Raw genomic sequence first — 23226 nt, 5'->3', positions numbered from 1 at the left:
GGCAATAAATAATAGAAAAGAGAGAAAAAACTATGGCAGTTCAAATGGAATACGAAAAAGATGTTAAAGTAGCAGCACTTGACGGTAAAAAAATTGCCGTTATCGGTTATGGTTCACAAGGACATGCGCATGCGCAAAACTTGCGTGATTCAGGTCGCGATGTCATCATCGGTGTACGTCCAGGTAAATCTTTTGATAAAGCAAAAGAAGATGGATTTGACACTTACACAGTAGCAGAAGCTACTAAATTGGCTGACGTTATCATGATTTTGGCACCAGACGAAATCCAACAAGAATTGTACGAAGCAGAAATCGCTCCAAACTTGGAAGCTGGAAATGCAGTTGGGTTTGCCCATGGCTTCAACATCCACTTTGAATTTATCAAAGTTCCTGCGGATGTAGATGTCTTTATGTGTGCTCCTAAAGGACCAGGACACTTGGTGCGTCGTACTTATGAAGAAGGATTTGGTGTTCCAGCTCTTTACGCAGTATACCAAGATGCAACAGGAAATGCTAAAAACATTGCTATGGACTGGTGTAAAGGTGTTGGAGCAGCTCGTGTAGGTCTTCTTGAAACAACATATAAAGAAGAAACTGAAGAAGATTTGTTTGGTGAACAAGCTGTACTTTGTGGTGGTTTGACTGCCCTTATCGAAGCAGGTTTCGAAGTCTTGACAGAAGCAGGTTACGCTCCAGAATTGGCTTACTTTGAAGTTCTTCACGAAATGAAATTGATCGTTGACTTGATCTACGAAGGTGGATTCAAGAAAATGCGTCAATCTATTTCAAACACTGCTGAATACGGTGACTATGTATCAGGTCCACGTGTAATCACTGAACAAGTTAAAGAAAATATGAAGGCTGTCTTGGCAGACATCCAAAATGGTAAATTTGCAAATGACTTTGTAAATGACTATAAAGCTGGACGTCCAAAATTGACTGCTTACCGTGAACAAGCAGCTAACCTTGAAATTGAAAAAGTTGGTGCAGAATTGCGTAAAGCAATGCCATTCGTTGGTAAAAACGACGATGATGCATTCAAAATCTATAACTAATTGATAGAAAGTAAGGTGAAGGCGAGTTGGGGGACTAACTCGCTTTTATAATCAATTCATCTCTTTTTAAAAGATGGATTACGATAAGTTTGAAATAGTCTAGGAGAAAATGATGTTAAGTTCAAAAGATATAATCAAGGCTCATAAAGTCTTGAACGGTGTGGTTGTGAATACCCCACTGGATTACGACCATTATTTATCGGAGAAGTATGGTGCTAAGATTTATTTGAAAAAGGAAAATGCTCAACGTGTTCGTTCTTTTAAAATTCGTGGTGCCTATTATGCCATTTCGCAGCTCAGCAAGGAAGAGCGTGAGCGTGGGGTAGTCTGTGCCTCTGCGGGGAATCATGCACAGGGAGTTGCCTATACTTGTAATGAAATGAAGATTCCTGCTACTATCTTTATGCCCATTACTACTCCGCAACAAAAAATTGGTCAAGTTCGCTTTTTTGGTGGGGACTTCGTAACTATTAAACTAGTTGGAGATACTTTTGATGCTTCTGCTAAAGCAGCTCAAGAATTTACAGTTTCTGAAAATCGTACCTTTATTGATCCCTTTGATGATGCCCATGTTCAAGCTGGTCAAGGGACAGTTGCTTATGAGATTTTAGAAGAAGCTCGAAAAGAATCGATTTATTTTGATGCTGTCTTGGTTCCTGTTGGTGGCGGTGGTCTCATTGCTGGGGTTTCTACCTATATCAAGGAAACAAGTCCAGAAATTGAAGTCATTGGGGTAGAGGCTAATGGAGCGCGTTCCATGAAGGCTGCTTTTGAAGCTGGTGGACCTGTTAAACTCAAAGAAATTGACAAATTTGCGGATGGGATTGCTGTACAAAAGGTAGGTCAGTTGACCTATGAAGCAACTCGCCAACATGTTCAGACTTTGGTAGGTGTCGATGAGGGGTTGATTTCTGAAACCTTGATTGACCTCTACTCTAAGCAAGGGATTGTTGCAGAACCTGCTGGAGCGGCTAGTATCGCCTCTTTAGAAGTTTTAGCTGAATATATCAAGGGGAAAACCATTTGTTGTATCATTTCTGGAGGAAATAATGATATTAACCGTATGCCAGAAATGGAAGAGCGTGCCTTGATTTATGATGGTATCAAGCATTATTTTGTGGTTAATTTTCCACAGCGTCCAGGGGCTTTGCGTGAGTTTGTAAATGATATCCTGGGACCAAATGATGATATCACACGTTTTGAGTATATCAAGCGAGCTAGCAAGGGTACAGGGCCTGTATTGATTGGGATTGCCTTGGCAGATAAGCATGATTATGCAGGCTTGATTCGTCGAATGGAAGGTTTTGATCCAGCTTATATTAACTTAAATGGTAACGAAACGCTCTATAATATGCTTGTCTGAGGACTAATAAAAAAATATCATATTATTTGCACAATTGATGTATAGGTGCTATAATGAAGATGAAGAAAGGGGGCGATTCCTATGGACTTAGGAAATCGGTTACGCTATTTCTATCATAACTCATTATAGTACCTATGTTTTTTGATTCAGTTTATAGTAAGGGAGTAAAATTACTTGTTATATGTAAGGAGTTTTTTGAAATCTACTATTTTATATATAGCTAATCTGAAATTTGGCTAAATATAATAGGAATTAGAAAAAATAATCAATACTAATGAGAAGCCTTATACTGAGTTAACTGAGAAGAGTGATAAGATACTAAGAAGATAAAAACAGTGGAAAATGTTGGAAGATAGGATACTATTGTTTCCTAACTACTCATCTTTTTATAGGTTTGAAGAAATAAAAAGTAAACTTGATAAAGTAAATAAATAGTACAAGTTGACCAAATGATTGAATGCTGGTGCAGACATGAAAAAGTCTAAAAGGAGAAAAATACTCGTTAGAAATGGTTTAGAGCAGAAGATTATTTTGTCAAATTTTTTTGTTTTACAGTGGAATAAATAATATGAAATAAGATTAGAATATGTCTAGATTATCGAGAATCAGCATCTGTCAAATATGAATATTATCACATAAATAAGATTTAATAATACAGTTGTTTTAAAGAACTATAAAAATTGTTTTCGACAATGAAAAACCTATATATTATAAGCTTTAATAAGATAGCAAGTAAAAATAAGGGCGTTTATTTTATTGAATATATGTTTTTTTATTGACAAAAAGCATAAAAGCGTATACAATTAAATATCGTAAATAAGAAAATAGGAGAAAGACATGGCTAAGTCAAACTTTGAAAAAGTAGAATCAGTTGTTGGCTGGGTTCGTGATAAGAAAATCACAGGCTACCGTATCTCTAAAGAAACGAATGCGCGTGAAATGTCTATCATTGCTCTAGCGCAGGGGCGTGCAAAAGTAAAAAATATTTCGTTTGAAACGGCTCTAGGTTTAATTGATTTCTATGAAAAAAATCATGAAAAATTTGAAGATTAATCTTTGGATAATGGCGGATTCTTGAATAAGGTCTGCCTTTTCATTTATAGGATAACAAAAAGACTGCACAATTGCTGCAGCCTTTTCTTTTTATTTGATACTCTTCGAAAATCAAATTCAAACCACGTCAGCTTCACCTTGCCGTACTCAAGTACAGCCTGCGGCTAGCTTCCTAGTTTGCTCTTTGATTTTCATTGAGTATGAGATAACGTTGAAGGAATTCTTTTGTACGGTCTTCTTTAGGATTAGTGAAGAGGTCTTCTGGTTTACCTTCTTCAGCGATTACACCCTTATCCATGAAGATAACACGGTGAGAGACATCACGGGCGAATTCCATTTCGTGGGTTACGACAATCATAGTCAAGCCTTCCTGAGCCAGATCTTGCATGATTTTGAGGACTTCTCCAACCATTTCTGGATCGAGAGCTGATGTTGGTTCATCAAAGAGAATGGCGTCAGGATTCATTGAAAGGGCACGAGCGATGGCCACACGTTGTTTTTGCCCCCCTGAGAGTTGTTTTGGTTTCGCTTGCCAGTAGCGTTCTCCCATGCCGACCTTTTCAAGGTTTTCTTTGGCAATCTTTTCAGCTTCTGTACGTTCGCGTTTAAGGACAGTTGTCTGAGCGACAATTGTGTTTTCAAGCACGTTGAGATTTTCAAAGAGGTTAAAGGATTGGAACACCATCCCCAACTTTTCACGGTATTGCGTGAGGTCATAACCTTTTTCGAGGACGTTTTGTCCATGATAAAGAATTTGTCCATCAGTTGGTGTTTCAAGTAGGTTAATGGAGCGTAGGAAAGTTGATTTTCCGCTTCCAGAGCTTCCGATGATAGAGATAACTTCACCCTTGTGGACAGTTAGAGAAATGTCTTTTAGCACTTCGTTTTGTCCATAGGATTTTTTGAGGTGTTTAATTTCAAGGATTGCTTGTGTCATTATTTCAAATCCTCCGTTTGCATTTGGTTAGCACCTGTAGTATAGGTATCCATGTCCATGCGGCGTTCGATGAATCGTAGGATACGTGTTACGGTGAAGGTGAGGACAAAGTAAATCACGGCGATGATTGTAAATGTCTGGAAGTATTGATAGGTTTGTGTTGCTACGGTATTTCCTGAGAAGTAAAGTTCGACAACCGAGATAACGTTCAATACAGATGTATCTTTGATATTGATGACAAATTCATTACCAGTTGCTGGTAGGATGTTACGAACTACCTGAGGGAGGACAATCTTACGCATGGTTTGGTTATGGGTCATACCAAGAGCAGTCGCGGCTTCAAATTGTCCCTTGTCAACTGCTAGGATACCACCACGAACAATTTCAGTCATGTAGGCACCGGTGTTGATCGAAACGATGAAGATAGCAGCCAGTGTACGGTCAAGGTTGATACCGAAAGCTTGGGCAGTTCCATAGTAGATAACCATCGATTGAACAATCATAGGTGTACCACGGAAAATTTCAATGTAGACATTGAGGATCCAGCCGACTAGTTTTTGTAGACCATAAATGGCTTTATTCTCAGATAGAGGAGCAGTACGGAAGACACCAATGGCAAGGCCGATAATGAGACCTGTGATGGTTCCGACGATAGAGATTAAAAGAGTGACACCAGCACCACGCAAAAGTTGTTGCCAGTTTTCAGAAAGAATTTTAGCGACTTGGCTAAAGAAACTACTGCTAGTCTCTTCAGTTGTTGTAGCTTCGGCAGGTTGTTCCTTGATCATACGATCCATCAAGGCAACTTGATCGTCTTTTGAAATGGTTTCAATGCTGGCATTGATTTGGCTAATACGATTGTCATCTTTACGAAGTCCAATGGCAATAGCCGTATCTTCTTCCCCAGTTTTGAAACCTGGTTCTACTTGAACCATCTTGAACTTAGAGTTAGCAGCTTCAGCAGTCAGAGCTTCTGGTCGTTCAGAAACATAAGCATCGATAACACCAGCTTCAAGTGCTTGGCGCATTTGAGCGAAGTCTCCCATGGCAGTTTCTTTTTTAGCGCCTGGGATTTGACCAATCAAGTCATAAAGGTAGACACCTTGTTGAGAAGTGATTTTTGCACCGTTAAAGTCATCCAAAGATTTTGCGTTTGCATAAGTAGAATCTTTTTTGACAAGCAAAACTGGTTCGCTAGTGTAGTAACTGCTCGAAAAGGCAATTTCTTGTTTGCGTTCGGCAGTTGGACTCATACCTGCGATAATCATGTCAATCTTACCAGAAGTAAGGGCAGGGACTAGACCTTCCCACTTGGTTTTAACAACTAAAGGTTCTTTACCTAAGTCCTTAGCGATTTTCTTGGCGATTTGAACATCGTATCCGTTAGCATACTGGTTAGTCCCATCGATTTTGACAGCTCCATTGCTATCATCGTCCTGAGTCCAGTTAAAGGGAGCATATGCTGCTTCCATCCCGATGCGTAAATATTCATCGGCTTGAGCAACATTGACAAGTCCCAGCATCAGCAAGAGACTTGTGAAAATAGATAAGTATATTTTTCTCATGATTTCTCCTATTTCTAATCTATTAAAAAATAACTGTCTCCTATTTTATCGAAAAAAACTCTATTTTTCAATACAGGTAAGCCCTTACTTGAGAAAAAATGATATAATGATAGCAAAGATAAAAAGGGGGCTTAGTTGATGAAAAAAACTTTTTTCTTACTGGTGTTAGGCTTGTTTTGCCTTCTTCCACTCTCGGTTTTTGCCATTGATTTTAAGATAAACTCTTATCAAGGAGATTTGTATATTCATGCAGACAATACGGCAGAATTTAGACAGAAGATAGTTTACCAGTTTGAGGAGGACTTTAAGGGGCAAATCGTGGGACTTGGACGTGCTGGCAAGATGCCTAGCGGATTTGAGATAGATCCTCAACCAAAGGTTCAGGCCTCGAAAAACGGTGCTGAACTGACAGACGTTACTAGCGAAGTGACAGAAGAGGCGAATGGTTATACTGTGAAAGTCTACAATTCAGGTCAAGAAGGCGACACAGTTGAAGTTGACCTCGTTTGGAACTTAAAGAATTTACTTTTCCTTTATGATGACATCGCTGAATTAAATTGGCAACCTCTGACAGATAGTTCAGGAGCTATTGGACAGTTTGAATTTCATGTAAGGGGAGACAAGGGGGCTGAAAAACTCTTTTTCCATACAGGGAAACTTTTTAGAGAGGGAACGGTTGAAAAGAGTAACCTTGATTATACTATCCGTTTAGACAATCTTCCGCCTAAGCGGGGAGTTGAATTGCATGCCTACTGGCCTCGAACTGATTTTGCTAGCGCTAGGGATCAGGGATTGAAAGGAAATCGTTTAGAAGAGTTTAATAAGATAGAAGACTCGATTTTTAAAGAAAAAGAGCAAAGTAAACAACTCGTTACTTGGGTCTTCCCTTCGATACTTTCTATCTCCTTGTTATTGAGTATTTGCTTCTATTTCATCTATAGAAGAAAGACCACTCCTTCGGTCAAATATGCCAAAAATCATCGTATCTATGAACCACCAATGGAATTAGAGCCTATGGTTTTATCAGAAGCAGTCTACTCGACTTCCTTGGAGGAAGTGAGTCCTCTAACAAAAGGAGCTGGAAAATTCACCTTTGACCAACTTATTCAAGCTACCTTGCTAGATGTGATAGACCGTGGGAATGTCTCTATCATTTCAGAAGGAGATGCAGTTGGTTTGAGGCTAGTAAAAGAAGATGGTTTGTCAAGCTTTGAGAAAGACTGTCTAAATCTGGCTTTTTCAGGCAAAAAAGAAGAAACTCTTTCCAATTTGTTTGCGGATTACAAGGTATCTGATAGTCTTTATCGTAGAGCAAAAGTCTCTGATGAAAAACGGATTCAAGCAAGAGGGCTTCAACTCAAATCTTCTTTTGAAGAAGTATTGAACCAGATGCAAGAAGGAGTGAGAAATCGGGTTACCTTCTGGGGGCTTCCGGATTACTATCGTCCTTTAACTGGTGGGGAAAAGGCCTTGCAAGTGGGTATGGGTGCCTTGACTATCCTGCCCCTATTTATCGGATTTGGTTTGTTCTTGTACAGTTTGGATGTTTATGGCTATCTTTACATCCCCTTGCCAATACTTGGTTTTCTAGGTTTGGTTTTGGCTGTTTTCTATTATTGGAAGCTTCGATTAGATAATCGTGATGGTGTCCTAAATGAAGCAGGAGCAGAAGTATACTATCTCTGGACCAGTTTTGAAAATATGTTGCGTGAGATTGCAAGATTGGATCAGGCTGAATTGGAAAGTATTGTGGTCTGGAATCGCCTCTTGGTCTATGCGACCTTATTTGGCTATGCGGACAAGGTCAGCCATTTGATGAAGGTTCATCATATCCAAGTGGAAAACCCAGATATCAACCTCTATGTAGCTTATGGCTGGCACAGTATGTTTTATCATTCAAGCGCGCAAATGAGCCATTATGCAAATGTCGCAAATACAGCAAGTACCTACTCTGTATCTTCTGGAAGTGGAAGTTCTGGCGGTGGCTTCTCTGGAGGCGGAGGCGGTGGCAGTATCGGCGCCTTTTAAAGAGAGCTATCACTGGCTAAAAAAATATGCTATAATGGAAGATAGAAAAAGGAGTAATCTATGTATCTTATTGAAATTTTAAAATCTATCTTCTTCGGGATTGTTGAAGGAATTACGGAATGGCTGCCGATTTCAAGTACAGGTCACTTGATTTTAGCAGAGGAATTTATCCAATACCAAAATCAAAATGAAGCCTTTATGTCCATGTTTAATGTTGTGATTCAGCTTGGTGCGATTTTAGCGGTTATGGTCATTTACTTTAACAAGCTCAATCCTTTCAAACCGACTAAGGACAAGCAGGAAGTTCGTAAGACTTGGAGACTGTGGTTGAAGGTCTTGGTTGCCACTTTGCCTTTGCTTGCAGTATTTAAGTTTGATGATTGGTTTGATACCCACTTTCATAACATGGTTTCAGTTGCTCTCATGTTGATTATCTATGGGATTGCCTTTATCTATTTGGAAAAGCGCAATAAAGCGCGTGCTATCGAGCCAAGTGTAACAGAGTTGGACAAGCTTCCTTATACGACAGCCTTCTATATCGGACTCTTCCAAGTTCTTGCCCTTTTACCAGGGACAAGCCGTTCTGGAGCAACGATTGTCGGTGGTTTGTTGAATGGAACTAGTCGTTCTGTTGTGACAGAATTTACCTTCTATCTTGGAATTCCAGTTATGTTTGGAGCCAGTGCCTTAAAGATTTTCAAATTTATAAAAGCAGGACAACTCTTGAACTTTGGGCAATTGTTCTTGCTCTTGGTTGCGATGGGAGTCGCTTTTGCAGTCAGCATGGTCGCTATTCGCTTCTTGACCAGCTATGTGAAAAAACACGACTTTACCCTTTTCGGTAAATACCGCATCGTGCTTGGTAGTGTTTTGCTACTTTACAGTTTTGTCCGTTTATTTGTATAAGAAAAACCTTGAAGGGGCAGCTCTTCAAGGTTTTAAAATCCAGTCAGGGTAATCCCCAATAGGCGGACACCTCTTTCTTTTTCGCTTAACTCTTCATAGAGTTGCAGAGCTATTTGGCTTATCTGACTAGCATCCTGTGTTTTTTGAGGCAGACTTTTTCGTTTAGTGAGAGTTGAAAAGTTCTCGTAGCGGATTTTCAAAATGACAATTTTTCCAGCTTTTTCTTGTTGACTGAGATTGAGAGCGACTCTTTCTGATAGGAGAGTCAGCTCTTTTTTGATGTCTTCCTCAGCACGTAGAATCTTCCCATAGGTTTTCTCCTTCCCGATTGATTTACGGATACGATTGGATTTGACTGGTGAATTGTGGATGCCACGAGCCTTTCGATAAAGGTCATAACCCAGTCTTCCAAAACGGTCTATTAGGGTTACCTCAGGGACTTCAAGCAAATCAGCGCCGGTAAAAACGCCCATTTGATGAAGACGTTCTACCGTCTTTTTTCCTACTCCATGAAACTTGGAAATATCCATTTGTTTGAGAAAGTCCTCAGCCTGGTCAGGTAGAATCACTGTCAGACCATGTGGTTTTTGATAATCACTAGCCATTTTAGCTAAGAATTTGTTGTAGGAAACGCCAGCAGAAGCAGTTAGATGGAGTTCTTGCCAAATATCCTCTTGAATGAGGCGAGCGATTTTGACTGCTGACTTGATACCGAGTTTATTTTCTGTTACATCCAAATAGGCTTCGTCAATGCTCATGGGTTCTATTAAATCTGTATAACGCTTAAAGATAGCTCGGATCTGGAGTCCCACAGATTTGTATTTCTCATAATTTCCTGAGATGAAGACGGCTTGGGGACAACGCTCATAGGCTTCCTTAGAGCTCATGGCTGAATGGACACCAAAAGCTCGCGCCTCATAGCTACAAGTGGAAACGACACCACGCCCACCTGTTTGCCGAGGGTCATTGCCGATAATGACAGGTTTTCCTCTGAGTTTAGGATTATCTCTGATTTCCACCGCAGCAAAAAAGGCATCCATGTCAATATGGATGATTTTTCTTGACAAATCATTTAACAAAGGAAAAATCAACATGCATAGCTCCTTTTTACTGATTATTTTCTTTCATTATACCCTTTTTTCTGAAAAAAAGGAAAAAGGACTTCGTTTTTTCAAAAATATAATACAGTTTGGAACAAAATATAGACTGTTTTAGAAAAGAAAGTGTAAAAATAGGGATTTTCCACTTGTTGAAAACGATTACTGTATGGTATACTTGTCTCATAAATGTAACAGATGGTTGTTACTAGAAAGAAAAAAGAGGACATTAACATGGTTGTTAAGACAGTTGTTGAAGCACAAGATATTTTTGACAAAGCTTGGGAAGGCTTCAAAGGCGTAGATTGGAAAGAAAAAGCAAGTGTATCACGCTTCGTACAAGCTAACTACACACCTTACGATGGAGACGAAAGCTTCCTCGCAGGACCAACAGAACGTTCACTTCACATCAAAAAAATTGTAGAAGAAACTAAGGCTCACTACGAAGAAACTCGTTTCCCAATGGACACTCGTCCAACATCTATTGCTGACATTCCGGCAGGATTTATCGATAAAGAAAATGAAGTTATCTTCGGTATCCAAAACGATGAACTCTTCAAATTGAACTTCATGCCAAAAGGTGGTATCCGTATGGCTGAAACTACTTTGAAAGAAAATGGATACGAACCAGATCCAGCTGTTCACGAAATCTTTACTAAATATGTAACAACAGTTAACGACGGTATCTTCCGTGCCTACACTTCAAACATTCGTCGCGCACGTCACGCTCACACTGTAACTGGTCTTCCAGATGCATACTCACGCGGACGTATCATCGGTGTTTACGCACGTCTTGCTCTTTACGGTGCAGACTACTTGATGCAAGAAAAAGTAAACGACTGGAATGCAATCGAAGAAATCGATGAAGAAACAATCCGTCTTCGTGAAGAAATCAATCTTCAATATCAAGCATTGCAACAAGTTGTTCGCTTGGGTGACCTTTACGGAGTTGACGTTCGCAAACCAGCGATGAACGTTAAAGAAGCAATCCAATGGGTTAACATCGCCTTCATGTCTGTCTGCCGTGTTATCAACGGTGCTGCTACATCTCTAGGACGTGTACCAATCGTATTGGATATCTTTGCAGAACGTGACCTTGCTCGTGGTACATTTACTGAATCAGAAATCCAAGAATTCGTTGATGATTTCGTTATGAAACTTCGTACAGTTAAATTTGCTCGTACAAAAGCTTACGACCAATTGTACTCAGGTGACCCAACTTTCATCACAACTTCTATGGCTGGTATGGGTAACGACGGTCGTCACCGTGTTACTAAGATGGACTACCGTTTCTTGAACACTCTTGACAATATCGGTAACTCTCCAGAACCAAACTTGACAGTTCTTTGGACTGATAAATTGCCATACAACTTCCGTCGCTACTGTATGCATATGAGCCACAAACACTCTTCTATCCAATACGAAGGTGTTACAACAATGGCCAAAGACGGATATGGTGAAATGAGCTGTATTTCATGCTGTGTGTCTCCACTTGACCCAGAAAATGAAGAACAACGCCACAACATCCAGTACTTCGGTGCGCGTGTAAACGTATTGAAAGCCCTTCTTACTGGTTTGAACGGTGGTTACGACGATGTTCACAAAGACTACAAAGTATTTGACATCGAACCAATCCGTGACGAAGTTCTTGAATTCGAATCAGTTAAAGCTAACTTTGAAAAATCTCTTGACTGGTTGACTGACACTTACGTAGATGCTTTGAACATCATCCACTACATGACTGATAAGTACAACTATGAAGCTGTTCAAATGGCCTTCTTGCCAACTAAACAACGTGCGAACATGGGATTTGGTATCTGTGGATTTGCCAACACTGTTGATACATTGTCAGCTATCAAATACGCTACAGTTAAACCAATCCGTGACGAAAATGGCTACATCTACGATTACGAAACAATCGGTGAATACCCACGTTGGGGTGAAGATGACCCACGTTCAAACGAATTGGCAGAATGGTTGATCGAAGCTTACACAACTCGTCTACGTAGCCACAAACTTTACAAAGACGCTGAAGCTACAGTATCACTTTTGACAATCACATCTAACGTTGCTTACTCTAAACAAACTGGTAACTCACCAGTCCACAAAGGTGTATACCTCAACGAAGATGGTTCTGTCAACTTGTCTAAACTTGAATTCTTCTCACCAGGTGCTAACCCATCTAACAAAGCTAAAGGTGGATGGTTGCAAAACTTGAACTCACTTTCTAGCCTTGACTTTAGTTATGCAGCTGATGGTATCTCATTGACTACACAAGTATCACCTCGCGCTCTTGGTAAGACTCGTGACGAACAAGTTGATAACTTGGTAACAATCCTTGATGGTTACTTTGAAAACGGTGGACAACACGTTAACTTGAACGTTATGGACTTGAACGATGTTTACGAAAAGATCATGTCAGGTGAAGACGTTATCGTACGTATCTCTGGATACTGTGTAAACACTAAATACCTCACTCCAGAACAAAAAACTGAATTGACACAACGTGTCTTCCACGAAGTTCTTTCAATGGATGATGCCTTGGATGCGTTGAACTAATCAAGTTCTTGAATAATGAAATAAGGAACCCTCGGTCAGTCGACTGAGGGTTGTTTTTTGGGTTCTTCAATTCCTTAATACTCTTCGAAAATCTCTTCAAACCACGTCAGCTTCGCCTTGCCGTACTCAAGTACTGTCTGTGGCTAGAGCTTCCTAGTTTGCTTTTTGATTTTCATTGAGTATAAGTCAGGCACTAAAATATCTGACCGAGATTCAAAGATACTTGTTGAGTTGCGAGGAGTATTTAAAAATAAAAACACCACACTTTGTTAGATACAAGGTGTGGTTGTATTTTATCTTTTAGACCAAGTTCTCTTCATAAAGAGAAGTAAGATTGGGTAAATCTCCAAACGCCCTGCAATCATTGCAAAGGAGAGGAGAATTTTTGAGATAGGACTAAAGATTGAGAAACTAGAAGTAGTTCCTAGAATAGGTCCTATATTATTGAAACAGCTAAAGACAGCACTGGTAACGACCAGAAAATCATTGCTATCTAGGCTGACAATAAAGATAAGCGCAAGCAAAATCATAGCATAGATGACAAAGTACTTGAGAATCTTATGCTGGGTATCCTTATCAATCACCGTTTTATTAACATGGAGGGTCAAAACACGGTGGGGAGATAGGATTGACAAAATTTGATTTTTGGCAATTTTTGAAAGGATAAGGCCTCGAATAACCTTGAGTCCACCTGCGGTTGAACCAGCAGAACCACCGATTCCCATGAGGAAAAGGAGGATAAATTGGGAGAAGAGGGGCCAGTTAGTAATATCTCCATAACCAAAACCAGTCGTTGTAATGATATTGGAAACCTGGAAGAAGGCCATTTCAAAGCTCTTGGAAAATCCTGGGTAGAGATAGAGGGTATTAAGGCTAATCAAGCTTGTAGAAAGCAGCACGATGACCAAGTAAGCACGAAGTTCTTCGTCACCAAAGAAGGCTTTGATGCGACGGAGCATGAGGTAGTAGTAGAGATTGAAATTTACCCCAAAAACCAGAACTCCGATACTAACCAGATAGGTAATCAGTGAGCTGCCATAGTGGGCAATCCCGTCGTTATAGACGGTAAAGCCTCCTGTACCTGCTGTCCCCATAGCAATGACAAAACTATCAAATAGGGGCATGCCAGCCAGATAATAGATGATGACAAAGAGGGAGAAGAGAGCTAGATAAAGGAGATAGAGAATCTGGGCAGTGTTTTTTAGTTTGGATACTACTTTGCCAAAAACAGGGCCAGGAACCTCAGCCTTCATCACTTCTAGGTGGCTATTCTTGGCATTGTCCATAATAGCAAGTGCAAAAACAAGCACCCCCATCCCTCCAATTAAGTGGGTAAAACTTCGCCAGAAGAGGAGGGAACGACTGAGAACAGAAACGTCGTTCAGAATAGTTGCTCCAGTAGTTGTAAAGCCAGAACTGATTTCAAAAAAGGCATCGATAACGCTGGGAATTTGTCTAGCAAAGACAAAGGGGAGACCACCAAAGAAGGACCAAAGGATCCAACAGAGGGCAACAATCAAGACTCCCTCCTTGGCATAAATCCGTTGATTTTTTGGCTTTTGTAAAATTCCTGAACCGCCTAGTAATACGAGAATCCCAATCGTTGTAAAGAGGGCTGTAAAGACTTGGCTCGATTCACGGTAATAGATAGCAACAGCTACAGGAACCAAAAGAAGAACAGCTTCAATCAAAAGTAATTTTGAAAGGAGGTAACGAATCATACTTTTATTCATTTCTTACCTCGCAATCAAGTCATAAATCTTGGTGATGTTTGGCAACAAAGTTGTTACTAGGAGCTTGTCTCCAACTTCCAGCATATCCTCTCCTGTTGGGAAAATAGTCTTGCCTTTTCGAATGATAGCTGCAATAAGAATCCCTTTTTTCAGTTTTAGTTGAGAAAGAGGTTTGGCAGTCATTTTATTAGCTTCCTTGATATGGAATTGCAGGGTTTCGATTTGGCCATTGGCTAGATGGTGCATGGCTTGAAGGTCTGAATACTGGGCATTAACACGACCACGAATAAAGTGCATAATCGTATCTACAGCGATGCTTTTAGGTGTGATGATACTTGAAAAATCAGGCGCATTGATAATCTCAAGGAGACTGGTGCGATTGACCTTGGTGATATTTTTCTGTACACCTACCCTGTCAAGGAACATAGAGGTAATCAGATTTTCCTCATCGACTCCTGTTAGAGTCGCAACGGCATCATAGTTTTGAGCACTTTCTTCCAGCAGGATATCTTTTGCGGTACCATCTCCTTGAACGATGTAGAGATTTGGGAATTTCTCGCTAAAGAAGCTGGCGATTTCAGGATTGATTTCAATAACCTTGGTATCGATACGACTGTCTTTGAGGATACCTAATAGATAATAGGCAATTCTACCAGCTCCAACAATAAGAAGACTCTTCACAGCACGAGACTTGAAATAATTATGGAAGAGCATCATGTCAACACGGTTACCAGTGACAAAGATTCTATCTTTATCCTGTACAGTCATGTCACCGCTTGGAATGATAATTTGATGATCCCTCTCTATCGCACAGACAATGACATTGCCAAATTTTTTCCGAAAATCAGAAATGGGCATTTGGCAAAGACCACTGGAGGATTTAACAGTGAATTCCATGAGGCTGACCCGTCCACCAAAGAAACGTTCGACAGAGAGGGCGTTAGGGAAGTCAATGATATTGGCAATGGCACGGGCAGCCAAGAGCTCAGGGTTAACGATAAGAGAAAAACCGAGAATATTCTTTTCCTTGAAATAAGAGTTAGAATATTCAGGGTTCCGCACCCGAACGATGGTCTCTTTAGCTCCCATTTTTTTGGCTAGAACGGCTGCAATCATGTTCACTTCATCGTATTCAGTCAGGGCGATAAAGATATCACAATCCTGGACACTGGCTTGTTCAAGGATGGTAAAATCGGCCCCGTTACCAAGGATACCCATGATATCAAAGCGATTAACAATATGATTAAGAACAGCTTCGTCTTGCTCAATCAGCAAAACATCATGCTTTTCTGCAACCAAGGAGCGACAGAGGGCAGAACCAACTTTTCCCCCTCCGACAAGGATAATTTTCATAATAAAACCTACTTCTTCATTATGTAACTATCATACCTTTTTTCAAGAAAAAATGCACCTACTAGCTAATCACCAGAGTTTTTAGTAGGAAATTTGCTATAAGGTAAAACTATACTCTAATCAATTGAAATAGCTATTAGCACCTTTCTCTGAAATATGGTATGATAAAGGATATACAAGGAGATAAAATGAATAATAATTTACTGGTATTACAATCAGACTTTGGTCTGGTTGATGGTGCGGTATCGGCTATGATTGGAGTGGCTTTAGAAGAATCTCCAACCTTAAAAATTCATCACTTGACGCACGATATTACGCCTTATAATATTTTTGAGGGGAGCTATCGTCTCTTTCAGACGGTGGATTACTGGCCTGAGGGAACGACGTTTGTATCGGTTGTCGATCCAGGTGTCGGCTCGAAACGTAAGAGTGTAGTTGCCAAGACTGCAAAAAATCAATACATTGTCACGCCAGATAATGGGACGCTTTCTTTTATCAAGAAACACGTTGGCATTGTAGCTATTCGTGAGATTTCTGAAGTGGCCAATAGACGTCAAAATACAGAGCATTCTTATACCTTCCACGGTCGTGATGTCTATGCCTATACTGGTGCTAAACTGGCCAGTGGTCACATTTCTTTTGAGGAAGTGGGACCAGAGCTCAGTGTGGATCAGATTGTGGAGCTTCCAGTCGTAGAGACCATCATTGAAGACCATTTGGTGAAGGGAGCTATTGATATTCTGGATGTGCGTTTCGGCTCGCTTTGGACCTCTATCACACGAGAAGAGTTTTACAAGCTGGGACCAGCATTCGGTGACCGTTTTGAGGTGACTATCTATCATGCAGATATGCTGGTCTATCAAAATCAGGTTGTTTATGGCAAATCATTTGCAGATGTGAGAATTGGGCAACCCATCCTTTACATCAACTCTCTCTATCGTTTAGGTCTGGCTATCAACCAAGGTTCCTTTGCCAAGGCCTATAATGTGGGTGTCGGTTCATCTTGGACCATTGAAATAAAGAAAATAGAATCATAAAATAGGAGAATATAGATGAAAAATCAATCAATTAAACAAGTTGTTGCTATCGGTGTTGGAGCTGCGCTCTTTGTTGTCATCGGGATGATTAGTATTCCAACGCCTATTCCAAATACAAGCATCCAGCTTCAGTATGCGGTACAGAGCCTCTTGTCTATTATTTTTGGCCCTCTAGTGGGACTACTTGTTGGTTTAATTGGGCATGCAGTGAAGGACTCTCTTGCTGGCTACGGTCTATGGTGGACTTGGATTATTGCTAGTGGTCTCTTTGGTCTAGCTGTAGGTCTCTTTAGAAAATACATTCGAGTAACACAGGGTGTTTTTGAGTTGAAGGATATTGTCTTCTTTAACCTCATTCAGATTGTTGCAAATGCTCTTGTTTGGGGTGTCTTGGCACCACTTGGAGATGTTGTGATTTATCAAGAAGCGGCAGAAAAAGTATTTGCTCAAGGGATTGTTGCGGGAATTGCTAATGCTGTAACTGTAGCTATCGCAGGTACCCTTCTCTTGCTAGCTTATTCACGTACGCAGACTCGTTCAGGAAGTTTGAAAAAGGATTAACATAAAGGAAAAGGCTGGGCAACCGGTCTTTTTCGATGTTTATAGACTAGTCGGGTAAGCAATTTAGGCTAGGAATCTTGTTGGCGCTAAGCTTTTAATAGAAGAGTCTGCAAGAAGGGTTCGATTTATGATAAAATAGAAGTCTAAGAAGCGAATGAAGAGAGTAAGATGAAAGAAGCTATAATTGAGTGGAAGGATTTCTCTTTCCAGTATGAAACGCAACAAGAACCGACCTTGCAAGGAGTGGACTTAACCATTTATAAGGGAGAGAAAGTCTTAATTGTTGGGCCATCTGGGTCAGGTAAGTCTACCTTGGGTCAGTGTTTGAATGGGATTATTCCAAATATTTACAAGGGTCAGACATCTGGAGAATTTTTGATCAGGGGGCAAGCAGCATTTGATATGAGCATCTACGATAAATCTCATCTGGTCAGTACAGTTTTGCAGGATACAGATGGGCAGTTTATCGGCTTGTCCGTGGCAGAGGACTTAGCTTTTGCGCTAGAAAATGATGTAACAAGTCTAGAAGAGATGAAAAGTCGTGTTCATAAATGGGCTGAAAAGCTGGACCTTATTTCTTTACTGAATCAGCGTCCTCAGGATTTGTCTGGTGGACAAAAGCAACGAGTCAGTCTGGCTGGTGTCTTGATTGATGAGAGTCCGATTCTTTTGTTTGATGAGCCACTCGCCAATCTGGATCCCAAGTCAGGTCAGGATATTATCGAATTGATTGATCAGATTCATAAGGAGGAGGGGACGACGACTCTTATTATCGAGCACCGTTTGGAGGATGTTCTGCATCGCCCTGTGGATCGGATTGTCTTGATAAACGATGGTCGTATCCTCTTTAATGGGAGTCCTGACCAGTTACTGGCGACTGATTTATTGACACAAAATGGAATTCGAGAACCCCTTTATCTCACTACTCTCCGTCAATTGGGTGTGGATTTAGCTAAGGAAGAACAATTAGTAAATTTGGACAACTTGTCTATCTCAAAAGGCCAGATTCAGTTGCGGACGGAACTGGTAAAAGAAACTCCAGAATTGCAGTCACTCTTTAGACTAGAGGATCTGTCTTTTTCTTATGATGATAGACCGATTTTGAAATCCATTTATCTGGATATTAAAAAGGGCGAAAAGATTGCCATTGTCGGAAAAAATGGAGCTGGGAAGTCAACCCTAGCCAAGGCTATAAGTAGCTTTATCCAGACGGAAGGTCGCTATCTTTGGGAAGGACAGGATATAAAAGGAGATTCTGTTGCAGAGCGGGCGGAACGAGTAGGCTATGTGCTGCAAAATCCTAATCAAATGATTTCGACCAGCATGATTTTTGATGAGGTGGCTCTAGGGCTTCGTTTGCGAGGTGTGGATGAGCAGGAAATTGAAACGAGAGTCTATGAAACTTTGAAAATCTGTGGTCTTTATGAATTCCGTAATTGGCCTATTTCTGCCCTATCATTTGGACAGAAAAAACGTGTCACTATTGCATCGATTTTGGTTTTAGGAGCTGAAATTATCCTCCTAGATGAACCGACAGCAGGTCAAGACCAGAAGAACTATACTGAGATTATGGAATTTCTAGAAGAACTGCATCAAAAAGGGCATACGATTGTCATGATTACCCATGATATGCAATTGATGCTGGATTATTCAGACCGAGCCCTTGTCATGGTGGATGGGGAATTGATTGCCGATACGGATCCAGCTAGTTTGTTGAGTAATCCGGAGCTGTTAGTAAAAGCTAATCTAAAAGAAACCTCTATCTTTAACTTGGCTAAGAAACTCGACGTGGATCCACTTGCTTTAACGGCATTTTACAAAGAAAGGAGAGAAGGATGCAAGCAAAATTAATCGGTTACCAGCATAGAGATACTGTGATTCATCGCTTGTCAGGAGCTGGGAAACTTCTCTTTTTCATTCTCGTGTCATTGGCTGCCATGATTAGCTATGATACCAGACTGCTTGTTCTGATTGCCATTTTTTCGGTTTTTCTCCTCTATTTGTCAGAAATCCGTTTTAAAGATGTTTCCTTTGTGGCAGTTTTTGCGACTGTATTTGCCGTTTTAAACGTCTTGATGGTCTATCTCTTTTCTCCCGAGTATGGGGTTGGACTTTACGGAGAGAGGAGTGTGATTTGGCAGGGAATCGGTGCCTACACTCTGACCAGCCAAGAGCTCTTTTATCTGCTAAATCTGGCCATTAAGTACCTTTGCACTATTCCTCTGGCTATTATCTTTTTGATGACAACCCATCCTAGTCAGTTTGCTTCCAGTTTAAATCAAATTGGTGTGCCTTACAAGATTGCCTATTCAGTCAGCCTGACTTTGCGCTATATTCCAGATTTGCAGGAAGAATTCTTTACTATCAAGATGTCTCAGGAGGCGCGTGGGATGGAATTATCCAAGAAAGCTTCTCTTATGCAACGAATCAAAGGCAATCTGCGCATTATTACGCCCTTGATTTTTAGCTCGTTAGAACGCATTGATACCATCGCGACCGCCATGGAGCTTCGGCGCTTTGGGAAAGAGAAAAAACGCACTTGGTATAGTTATCAGGCCTTGAAAAAAGGAGATTATCTTACCTTGCTCTTGGCAGCCTTGTTTTTAGTAGCTAGTTTACTACTTATCTTGCAGAATCAGGGACGATTTTACAACCCTTGGAAATAGCTTGAAAAAATTGAAAAAATCAAGTCGTTTCTATTGACAATGATTCTGAAAGTGTTATACTAAGAAAGTAGTTTCGCTGATTTACTTCAAACCTGTTGTGAGGTAAGTTAACGATGCCTTAACCACGCTGTTTGCTGAGCTTGACTCCGGGCAGTGTGGCTATTTTTTTGCAATGGTGAAAGGAAGCAAGTCATGACAAATCACATTGTATTATTTGAACCTCAAATTCCACAAAATACAGGCAATATCGCGCGTACTTGCGCTGCGACCAATTCTCCCCTCCACATCATCAAGCCAATGGGCTTTCCTATCGATGATCGCAAGATGAAGCGGGCGGGGTTGGATTATTGGGATAAGCTAGAGATTTATTTTTACGAGAGTTTGGAGGATTTCATGTCTCAGATGAAGGGCAAACTCTACCTGATTTCTAAATTCGCTGAGAAAGTGTATTCTGATGTGGATTTATCGACTGACGAGGACCATTATTTTCTTTTTGGACGTGAAGACAAGGGTTTACCTGAAGACTTTATGCGCGAACATCCTGAGAAGGCTCTTCGTATTCCTATGAATGATGAACATGTCCGCAGTCTTAATGTGTCTAATACCGTCTGCATGATTGTCTATGAGGCTCTTCGCCAGCAGAACTTTGCAGGTCTTGAGCTTGTTCATACCTATGAAGTGGATAAATTGAAATAAAAAATGAAAATGAAAATGAACAAAATGCTTGCGCTTGCAAGCGTTTTTTGTTATGATAAAAGAGTCTTCAGGGCAGGGTGTGATTCCCGACCGGCGGTAAATTTGACTAGCTATTTTAGCTTTCTCGTCGTTGTCTTGTCTCGATATACTTTAAGTATTATCTTCGACTGCGACGCCTAGATAAATCTAAAATATCTTAGCCAAATAAGTCCGCGAGCGCAAGCTGATGTGGTGAGATTCCACAACCGACAGTATAGTCTGGATGGGAGAAGACGAAAGAATAGCTTTGTCTGTTCTGATAGATTTATAGCTAGATTGTAACCGCTTGCTTTTATTTTCTTTGATAGAGTGAGAGGGAACTTTTGGGATATAAAAAGTGAGAATAGATAGAGGAATCCTTTCTAACTTCTTCTGATTTTATAGAAAATTGGAGGAACCTGTTATGACAAACACACGTCGACTTTCGACCATTGCAATTTTATCAGCCATCTCATTTGTGCTGATGTACTTTGACTTTCCGCTTTTACCAGCGGCGTCCTTCCTCAAGATCGAATTTAGTATCTTGCCAGTCCTTGTGGGTCTGGTGGTCATGGATTTGCCTGCTGCTCTAGGAATTCTCTTGCTTCGCTCACTCTTGAAATTGCTTCTTAATAGTCAAGGAGTGAATACTTACATTGGTTTGCCGATGAATATCGTAGCTTTGGGAGTTTTTGTCATCGTATTTGCTTTGATTTGGAAAAAGGAACGGACAACCCTTCGTTTCCTACTAGGCTCTCTAGCTGGGACTATTGGTTTAACCGTGGCTATGTTGGTTCTCAACTATGTTTACGCTGTTCCTTTGTACGCTAAGTTTGCTAACTTTGATATTGGAAAAATTTTGGGACTTTCCAACTACCTAATGACCATGGTATTACCTTTTAACTTGATTGAGGGTGTAATCTTTTCCGTTTCATTCTGGTTGTTGTACGTCCTTTTGAAACCAACCTTAAAACATTATGAGAGATAAACAAACATTTTTAATGAAGGGCAGTTTTGCCCTTTTACTTTTCGTTATTCTTGGCTACATGGTCAAATTTTACCCTGAAACGCTGGTCGGTTTTGACCAACCGATACAGACTGCCGTTCGAGGAGACTTACCAGATTATTTGACTATTCTTTTCCGCGCCATCACACGCTTGATTGATATTCCAGTGATTATCACTTGGGTTGTCATTACAGCTTTTGTCTTTTATCGTAATAGGTGGAAGATAGAAAGTTTCTTCATGCTGGGAAATCTGGCTTTGGCAGGACTTTTAATCGTGACCTTTAAAAATATCTACCAGCGCCCGCGACCAGCTATTTTACACTTGGTTGAGGAGAAGGGATTTTCTTTCCCAAGTGGCCATTCTCTGGCTGTAACCTTGATGGTAGGCACTCTGATTGTCATTCTCAGTCAACGGATGAAAGACCCAGTCTGGAGAAAAATCGTACAAATCGTCCTTGGCCTCTACCTAGTCAGTGTGTTGGTATCAAGGGTCTATCTGGGAGTTCATTATCCATCAGACGTTCTTGCCAGTCTCTGTGTGGGCTTGGGAGTCTTGTTTATCGAGTTTCCCTTCTATGACAAGCTACGCTTCCAATGGCGATTTAAAGGCAAGCAGAAGTGAGTATCAAATTCCCTTGAGGAGAAAGAAATGAAAGTCAATATAGCAGATCTTCATCCGACTCAACTATACTTATCAGAAAAGAAGTTGCAAGATATTCAGATGCTTTACCAGTCGGCAGAAACAATCCAAGTCGATCCAATCAGTATTCTTGCCTTTGGAGATTGCTTGTTGATTACAGATGGGCATCACAGGGCTTATCAGGCTTTATTGGCAGGTCGGGATACGATTTCTGCTGAGTGGGATAGAGATGGTGGTGATGAACTATATCATCTCTATGCGCAAGCCTGCGAAGAAAGAAAAATTTACTCTGTTCTGGATTTAAAAAATCATATCTTAGCTCAAGATGAGTATGAAGCAAAATGGTATAACTGGTGTGATGGTTTTAATCAAGCAGCAACTCTTTTGTTGAAAAGGAAAGCAGATGAAACAGACCCTACAAATAGATAATTCACTGCGTCTTGTTCCTTATTATAAGGTCAATCATTGTGAAGAAGCTCTTGCTTGGTATCAGGATGTGAACTTGGTTCACCTCGTAGATGGGGTGAAGCTTCCTTATAGTCAAGAAACTTTGGAAGCCATGTATTCCTATTTGGATCAGCATGGTGAGCTTTTTTGGATTGAAGTCAAGGAGAAGGGTGAATGGTTTCCAATTGGGGATGTTACACTATCTCAGGACAATCTCCCCATTGTGATTGGAAATCCCGCTTACCAACATCGAGGACTTGGAAAAAAGATCCTAAGTACTTTGATTGAATTGGCTCGAATAAAAGGATGGAAAGAATTGAGAGTCAAGGAAATCTACACTTACAATCATGTATCTAGGCGCTGTTTCAAGTCGCTTGGATTTGTGGAAAATGGAGCAACAGAAAAAGGAACGAGTTTTGTATTGAAATTAGTCTAATCTAACTTGTTTTTTAACTCAAAATCTGATAAACTATGTAGTAATTGAATAGAAATCTGCAAGACTAGTA

20 protein-coding genes and 1 riboswitch are annotated in these 23226 nt (G+C 40.5%); of the genes, 15 read left to right on the top strand and 5 right to left on the bottom strand.

Features of this window, described 5'->3' with window-relative positions:
• Positions 1–32: 32 nt before the first annotated feature.
• The 3 genes from ilvC to M1G05_RS06050 all read left to right on the top strand — a co-directional run bounded on the left by ilvC (position 33) and on the right by M1G05_RS06050 (position 3471).
• Positions 33–1055: a ketol-acid reductoisomerase gene (gene ilvC, locus M1G05_RS06060; RefSeq protein WP_000290683.1), complete on the top strand. Its 1023-nt coding sequence runs from the start codon at positions 33–35 to the stop codon at positions 1053–1055.
• Positions 1056–1167: 112 nt separating this feature from the next.
• The gene (ilvA, locus tag M1G05_RS06055) at positions 1168–2418 is read left to right on the top strand and encodes a threonine ammonia-lyase IlvA (protein ID WP_084930238.1); all 1251 of its coding nucleotides are present in this window, start codon (positions 1168–1170) and stop codon (positions 2416–2418) included.
• Positions 2419–3255: 837 nt separating this feature from the next.
• A complete protein-coding gene (locus M1G05_RS06050) occupies positions 3256–3471 on the top strand; it encodes a capsule biosynthesis transcriptional regulator (RefSeq protein ID WP_001130036.1) in 216 nt (71 codons plus the stop codon).
• Positions 3472–3643: 172 nt separating this feature from the next.
• Here M1G05_RS06050 and M1G05_RS06045 read toward each other — a convergent pair whose 3' ends face one another.
• Both M1G05_RS06045 and M1G05_RS06040 read right to left on the bottom strand, forming a co-directional pair.
• Entirely contained in the window at positions 3644–4408 is a 765-nt protein-coding gene (locus M1G05_RS06045) for an amino acid ABC transporter ATP-binding protein (RefSeq protein ID WP_000189476.1), read from the bottom strand.
• Positions 4408–5973, bottom strand: a complete 1566-nt coding sequence (locus tag M1G05_RS06040; RefSeq protein ID WP_020901541.1) for an ABC transporter substrate-binding protein/permease — start codon at positions 5971–5973, stop codon at positions 4408–4410. The genes M1G05_RS06045 and M1G05_RS06040 overlap by 1 nt, the downstream gene beginning before the upstream one ends.
• Positions 5974–6111: 138 nt before the next feature.
• Here M1G05_RS06040 and M1G05_RS06035 point away from each other — a divergent pair, with 138 nt between their 5' ends.
• Together M1G05_RS06035 and M1G05_RS06030 are read left to right on the top strand one after the other, a co-directional pair.
• Positions 6112–8001 carry a DUF2207 domain-containing protein gene (locus tag M1G05_RS06035; protein ID WP_247953349.1) on the top strand — a complete coding sequence of 630 codons (1890 nt, stop codon included), beginning with the start codon at positions 6112–6114 and terminating at the stop codon, positions 7999–8001.
• Between the two features lie 60 nt (positions 8002–8061).
• Positions 8062–8907: an undecaprenyl-diphosphate phosphatase gene (locus M1G05_RS06030; RefSeq protein WP_247953348.1), complete on the top strand. Its 846-nt coding sequence runs from the start codon at positions 8062–8064 to the stop codon at positions 8905–8907.
• Between the two features lie 32 nt (positions 8908–8939).
• On the opposite strand, the gene dinB is transcribed toward M1G05_RS06030, so the two are convergent.
• Positions 8940–10001, bottom strand: coding sequence for a DNA polymerase IV (dinB, locus tag M1G05_RS06025; RefSeq protein WP_045612299.1), 1062 nt, complete (start codon positions 9999–10001; stop codon positions 8940–8942).
• Positions 10002–10238: 237 nt separating this feature from the next.
• On the opposite strand from dinB, the gene pflB reads away from it, so the two are divergent.
• Positions 10239–12563 carry a formate C-acetyltransferase gene (gene pflB, locus M1G05_RS06020; protein WP_033686339.1) on the top strand — a complete coding sequence of 775 codons (2325 nt, stop codon included), beginning with the start codon at positions 10239–10241 and terminating at the stop codon, positions 12561–12563.
• 293 nt (positions 12564–12856) lie between these two features.
• On the opposite strand, the gene M1G05_RS06015 is transcribed toward pflB, so the two are convergent.
• Positions 12857–14296 carry a TrkH family potassium uptake protein gene (locus M1G05_RS06015; RefSeq protein ID WP_045612298.1) on the bottom strand — a complete coding sequence of 480 codons (1440 nt, stop codon included), beginning with the start codon at positions 14294–14296 and terminating at the stop codon, positions 12857–12859.
• 3 nt (positions 14297–14299) lie between these two features.
• Positions 14300–15649 (bottom strand): Trk system potassium transporter TrkA, encoded by a 1350-nt coding sequence (trkA, locus tag M1G05_RS06010; RefSeq protein ID WP_060627497.1) that lies wholly within the window; start codon positions 15647–15649, stop codon positions 14300–14302.
• 188 nt (positions 15650–15837) lie between these two features.
• On the opposite strand from trkA, the gene M1G05_RS06005 reads away from it, so the two are divergent.
• The 9 genes from M1G05_RS06005 (at position 15838) to M1G05_RS05965 (ending at position 23156) form a co-directional block, all read left to right on the top strand.
• A complete protein-coding gene (locus tag M1G05_RS06005; protein ID WP_049542540.1) occupies positions 15838–16686 on the top strand; it encodes an SAM hydrolase/SAM-dependent halogenase family protein in 849 nt (282 codons plus the stop codon).
• A gap of 15 nt (positions 16687–16701) precedes the next feature.
• On the top strand, positions 16702–17247 hold the full coding sequence (locus tag M1G05_RS06000) for an ECF-type riboflavin transporter substrate-binding protein (protein WP_004260596.1): 546 nt from the start codon (positions 16702–16704) through the stop codon (positions 17245–17247).
• Positions 17248–17415: 168 nt separating this feature from the next.
• Positions 17416–19098, top strand: a complete 1683-nt coding sequence (locus tag M1G05_RS05995; RefSeq protein ID WP_247953347.1) for an ABC transporter ATP-binding protein — start codon at positions 17416–17418, stop codon at positions 19096–19098.
• Positions 19083–19913 (top strand): energy-coupling factor transporter transmembrane component T family protein, encoded by an 831-nt coding sequence (locus tag M1G05_RS05990; RefSeq protein WP_001148089.1) that lies wholly within the window; start codon positions 19083–19085, stop codon positions 19911–19913. Before M1G05_RS05995 ends, M1G05_RS05990 begins: the two co-directional genes overlap by 16 nt.
• A 192-nt stretch (positions 19914–20105) precedes the next feature.
• Positions 20106–20609, top strand: coding sequence for a tRNA (cytidine(34)-2'-O)-methyltransferase (locus M1G05_RS05985; protein WP_000181382.1), 504 nt, complete (start codon positions 20106–20108; stop codon positions 20607–20609).
• Between the two features lie 59 nt (positions 20610–20668).
• A riboswitch (FMN riboswitch) is annotated at positions 20669–20887 on the top strand.
• Positions 20888–21051: 164 nt separating this feature from the next.
• On the top strand, positions 21052–21615 hold the full coding sequence (locus M1G05_RS05980) for an ECF transporter S component (protein ID WP_000185823.1): 564 nt from the start codon (positions 21052–21054) through the stop codon (positions 21613–21615).
• Complete coding sequence (locus tag M1G05_RS05975) at positions 21605–22255, top strand: phosphatase PAP2 family protein (protein ID WP_136936916.1); 651 nt, start codon at positions 21605–21607, stop codon at positions 22253–22255. Before M1G05_RS05980 ends, M1G05_RS05975 begins: the two co-directional genes overlap by 11 nt.
• A gap of 27 nt (positions 22256–22282) precedes the next feature.
• A complete protein-coding gene (locus tag M1G05_RS05970) occupies positions 22283–22702 on the top strand; it encodes a hypothetical protein (RefSeq protein WP_000867293.1) in 420 nt (139 codons plus the stop codon).
• Between the two features lie 4 nt (positions 22703–22706).
• Positions 22707–23156 carry a GNAT family N-acetyltransferase gene (locus M1G05_RS05965; RefSeq protein WP_025171197.1) on the top strand — a complete coding sequence of 150 codons (450 nt, stop codon included), beginning with the start codon at positions 22707–22709 and terminating at the stop codon, positions 23154–23156.
• Positions 23157–23226 lie beyond the last annotated feature (70 nt).

The sequence above is a fragment of the Streptococcus mitis genome (assembly GCF_023109515.1).
GTDB classification, from domain to species: Bacteria; Bacillota; Bacilli; order Lactobacillales; family Streptococcaceae; genus Streptococcus; species Streptococcus mitis_CS.
This window is presented reverse-complemented; position numbering and strand designations above follow the sequence as displayed.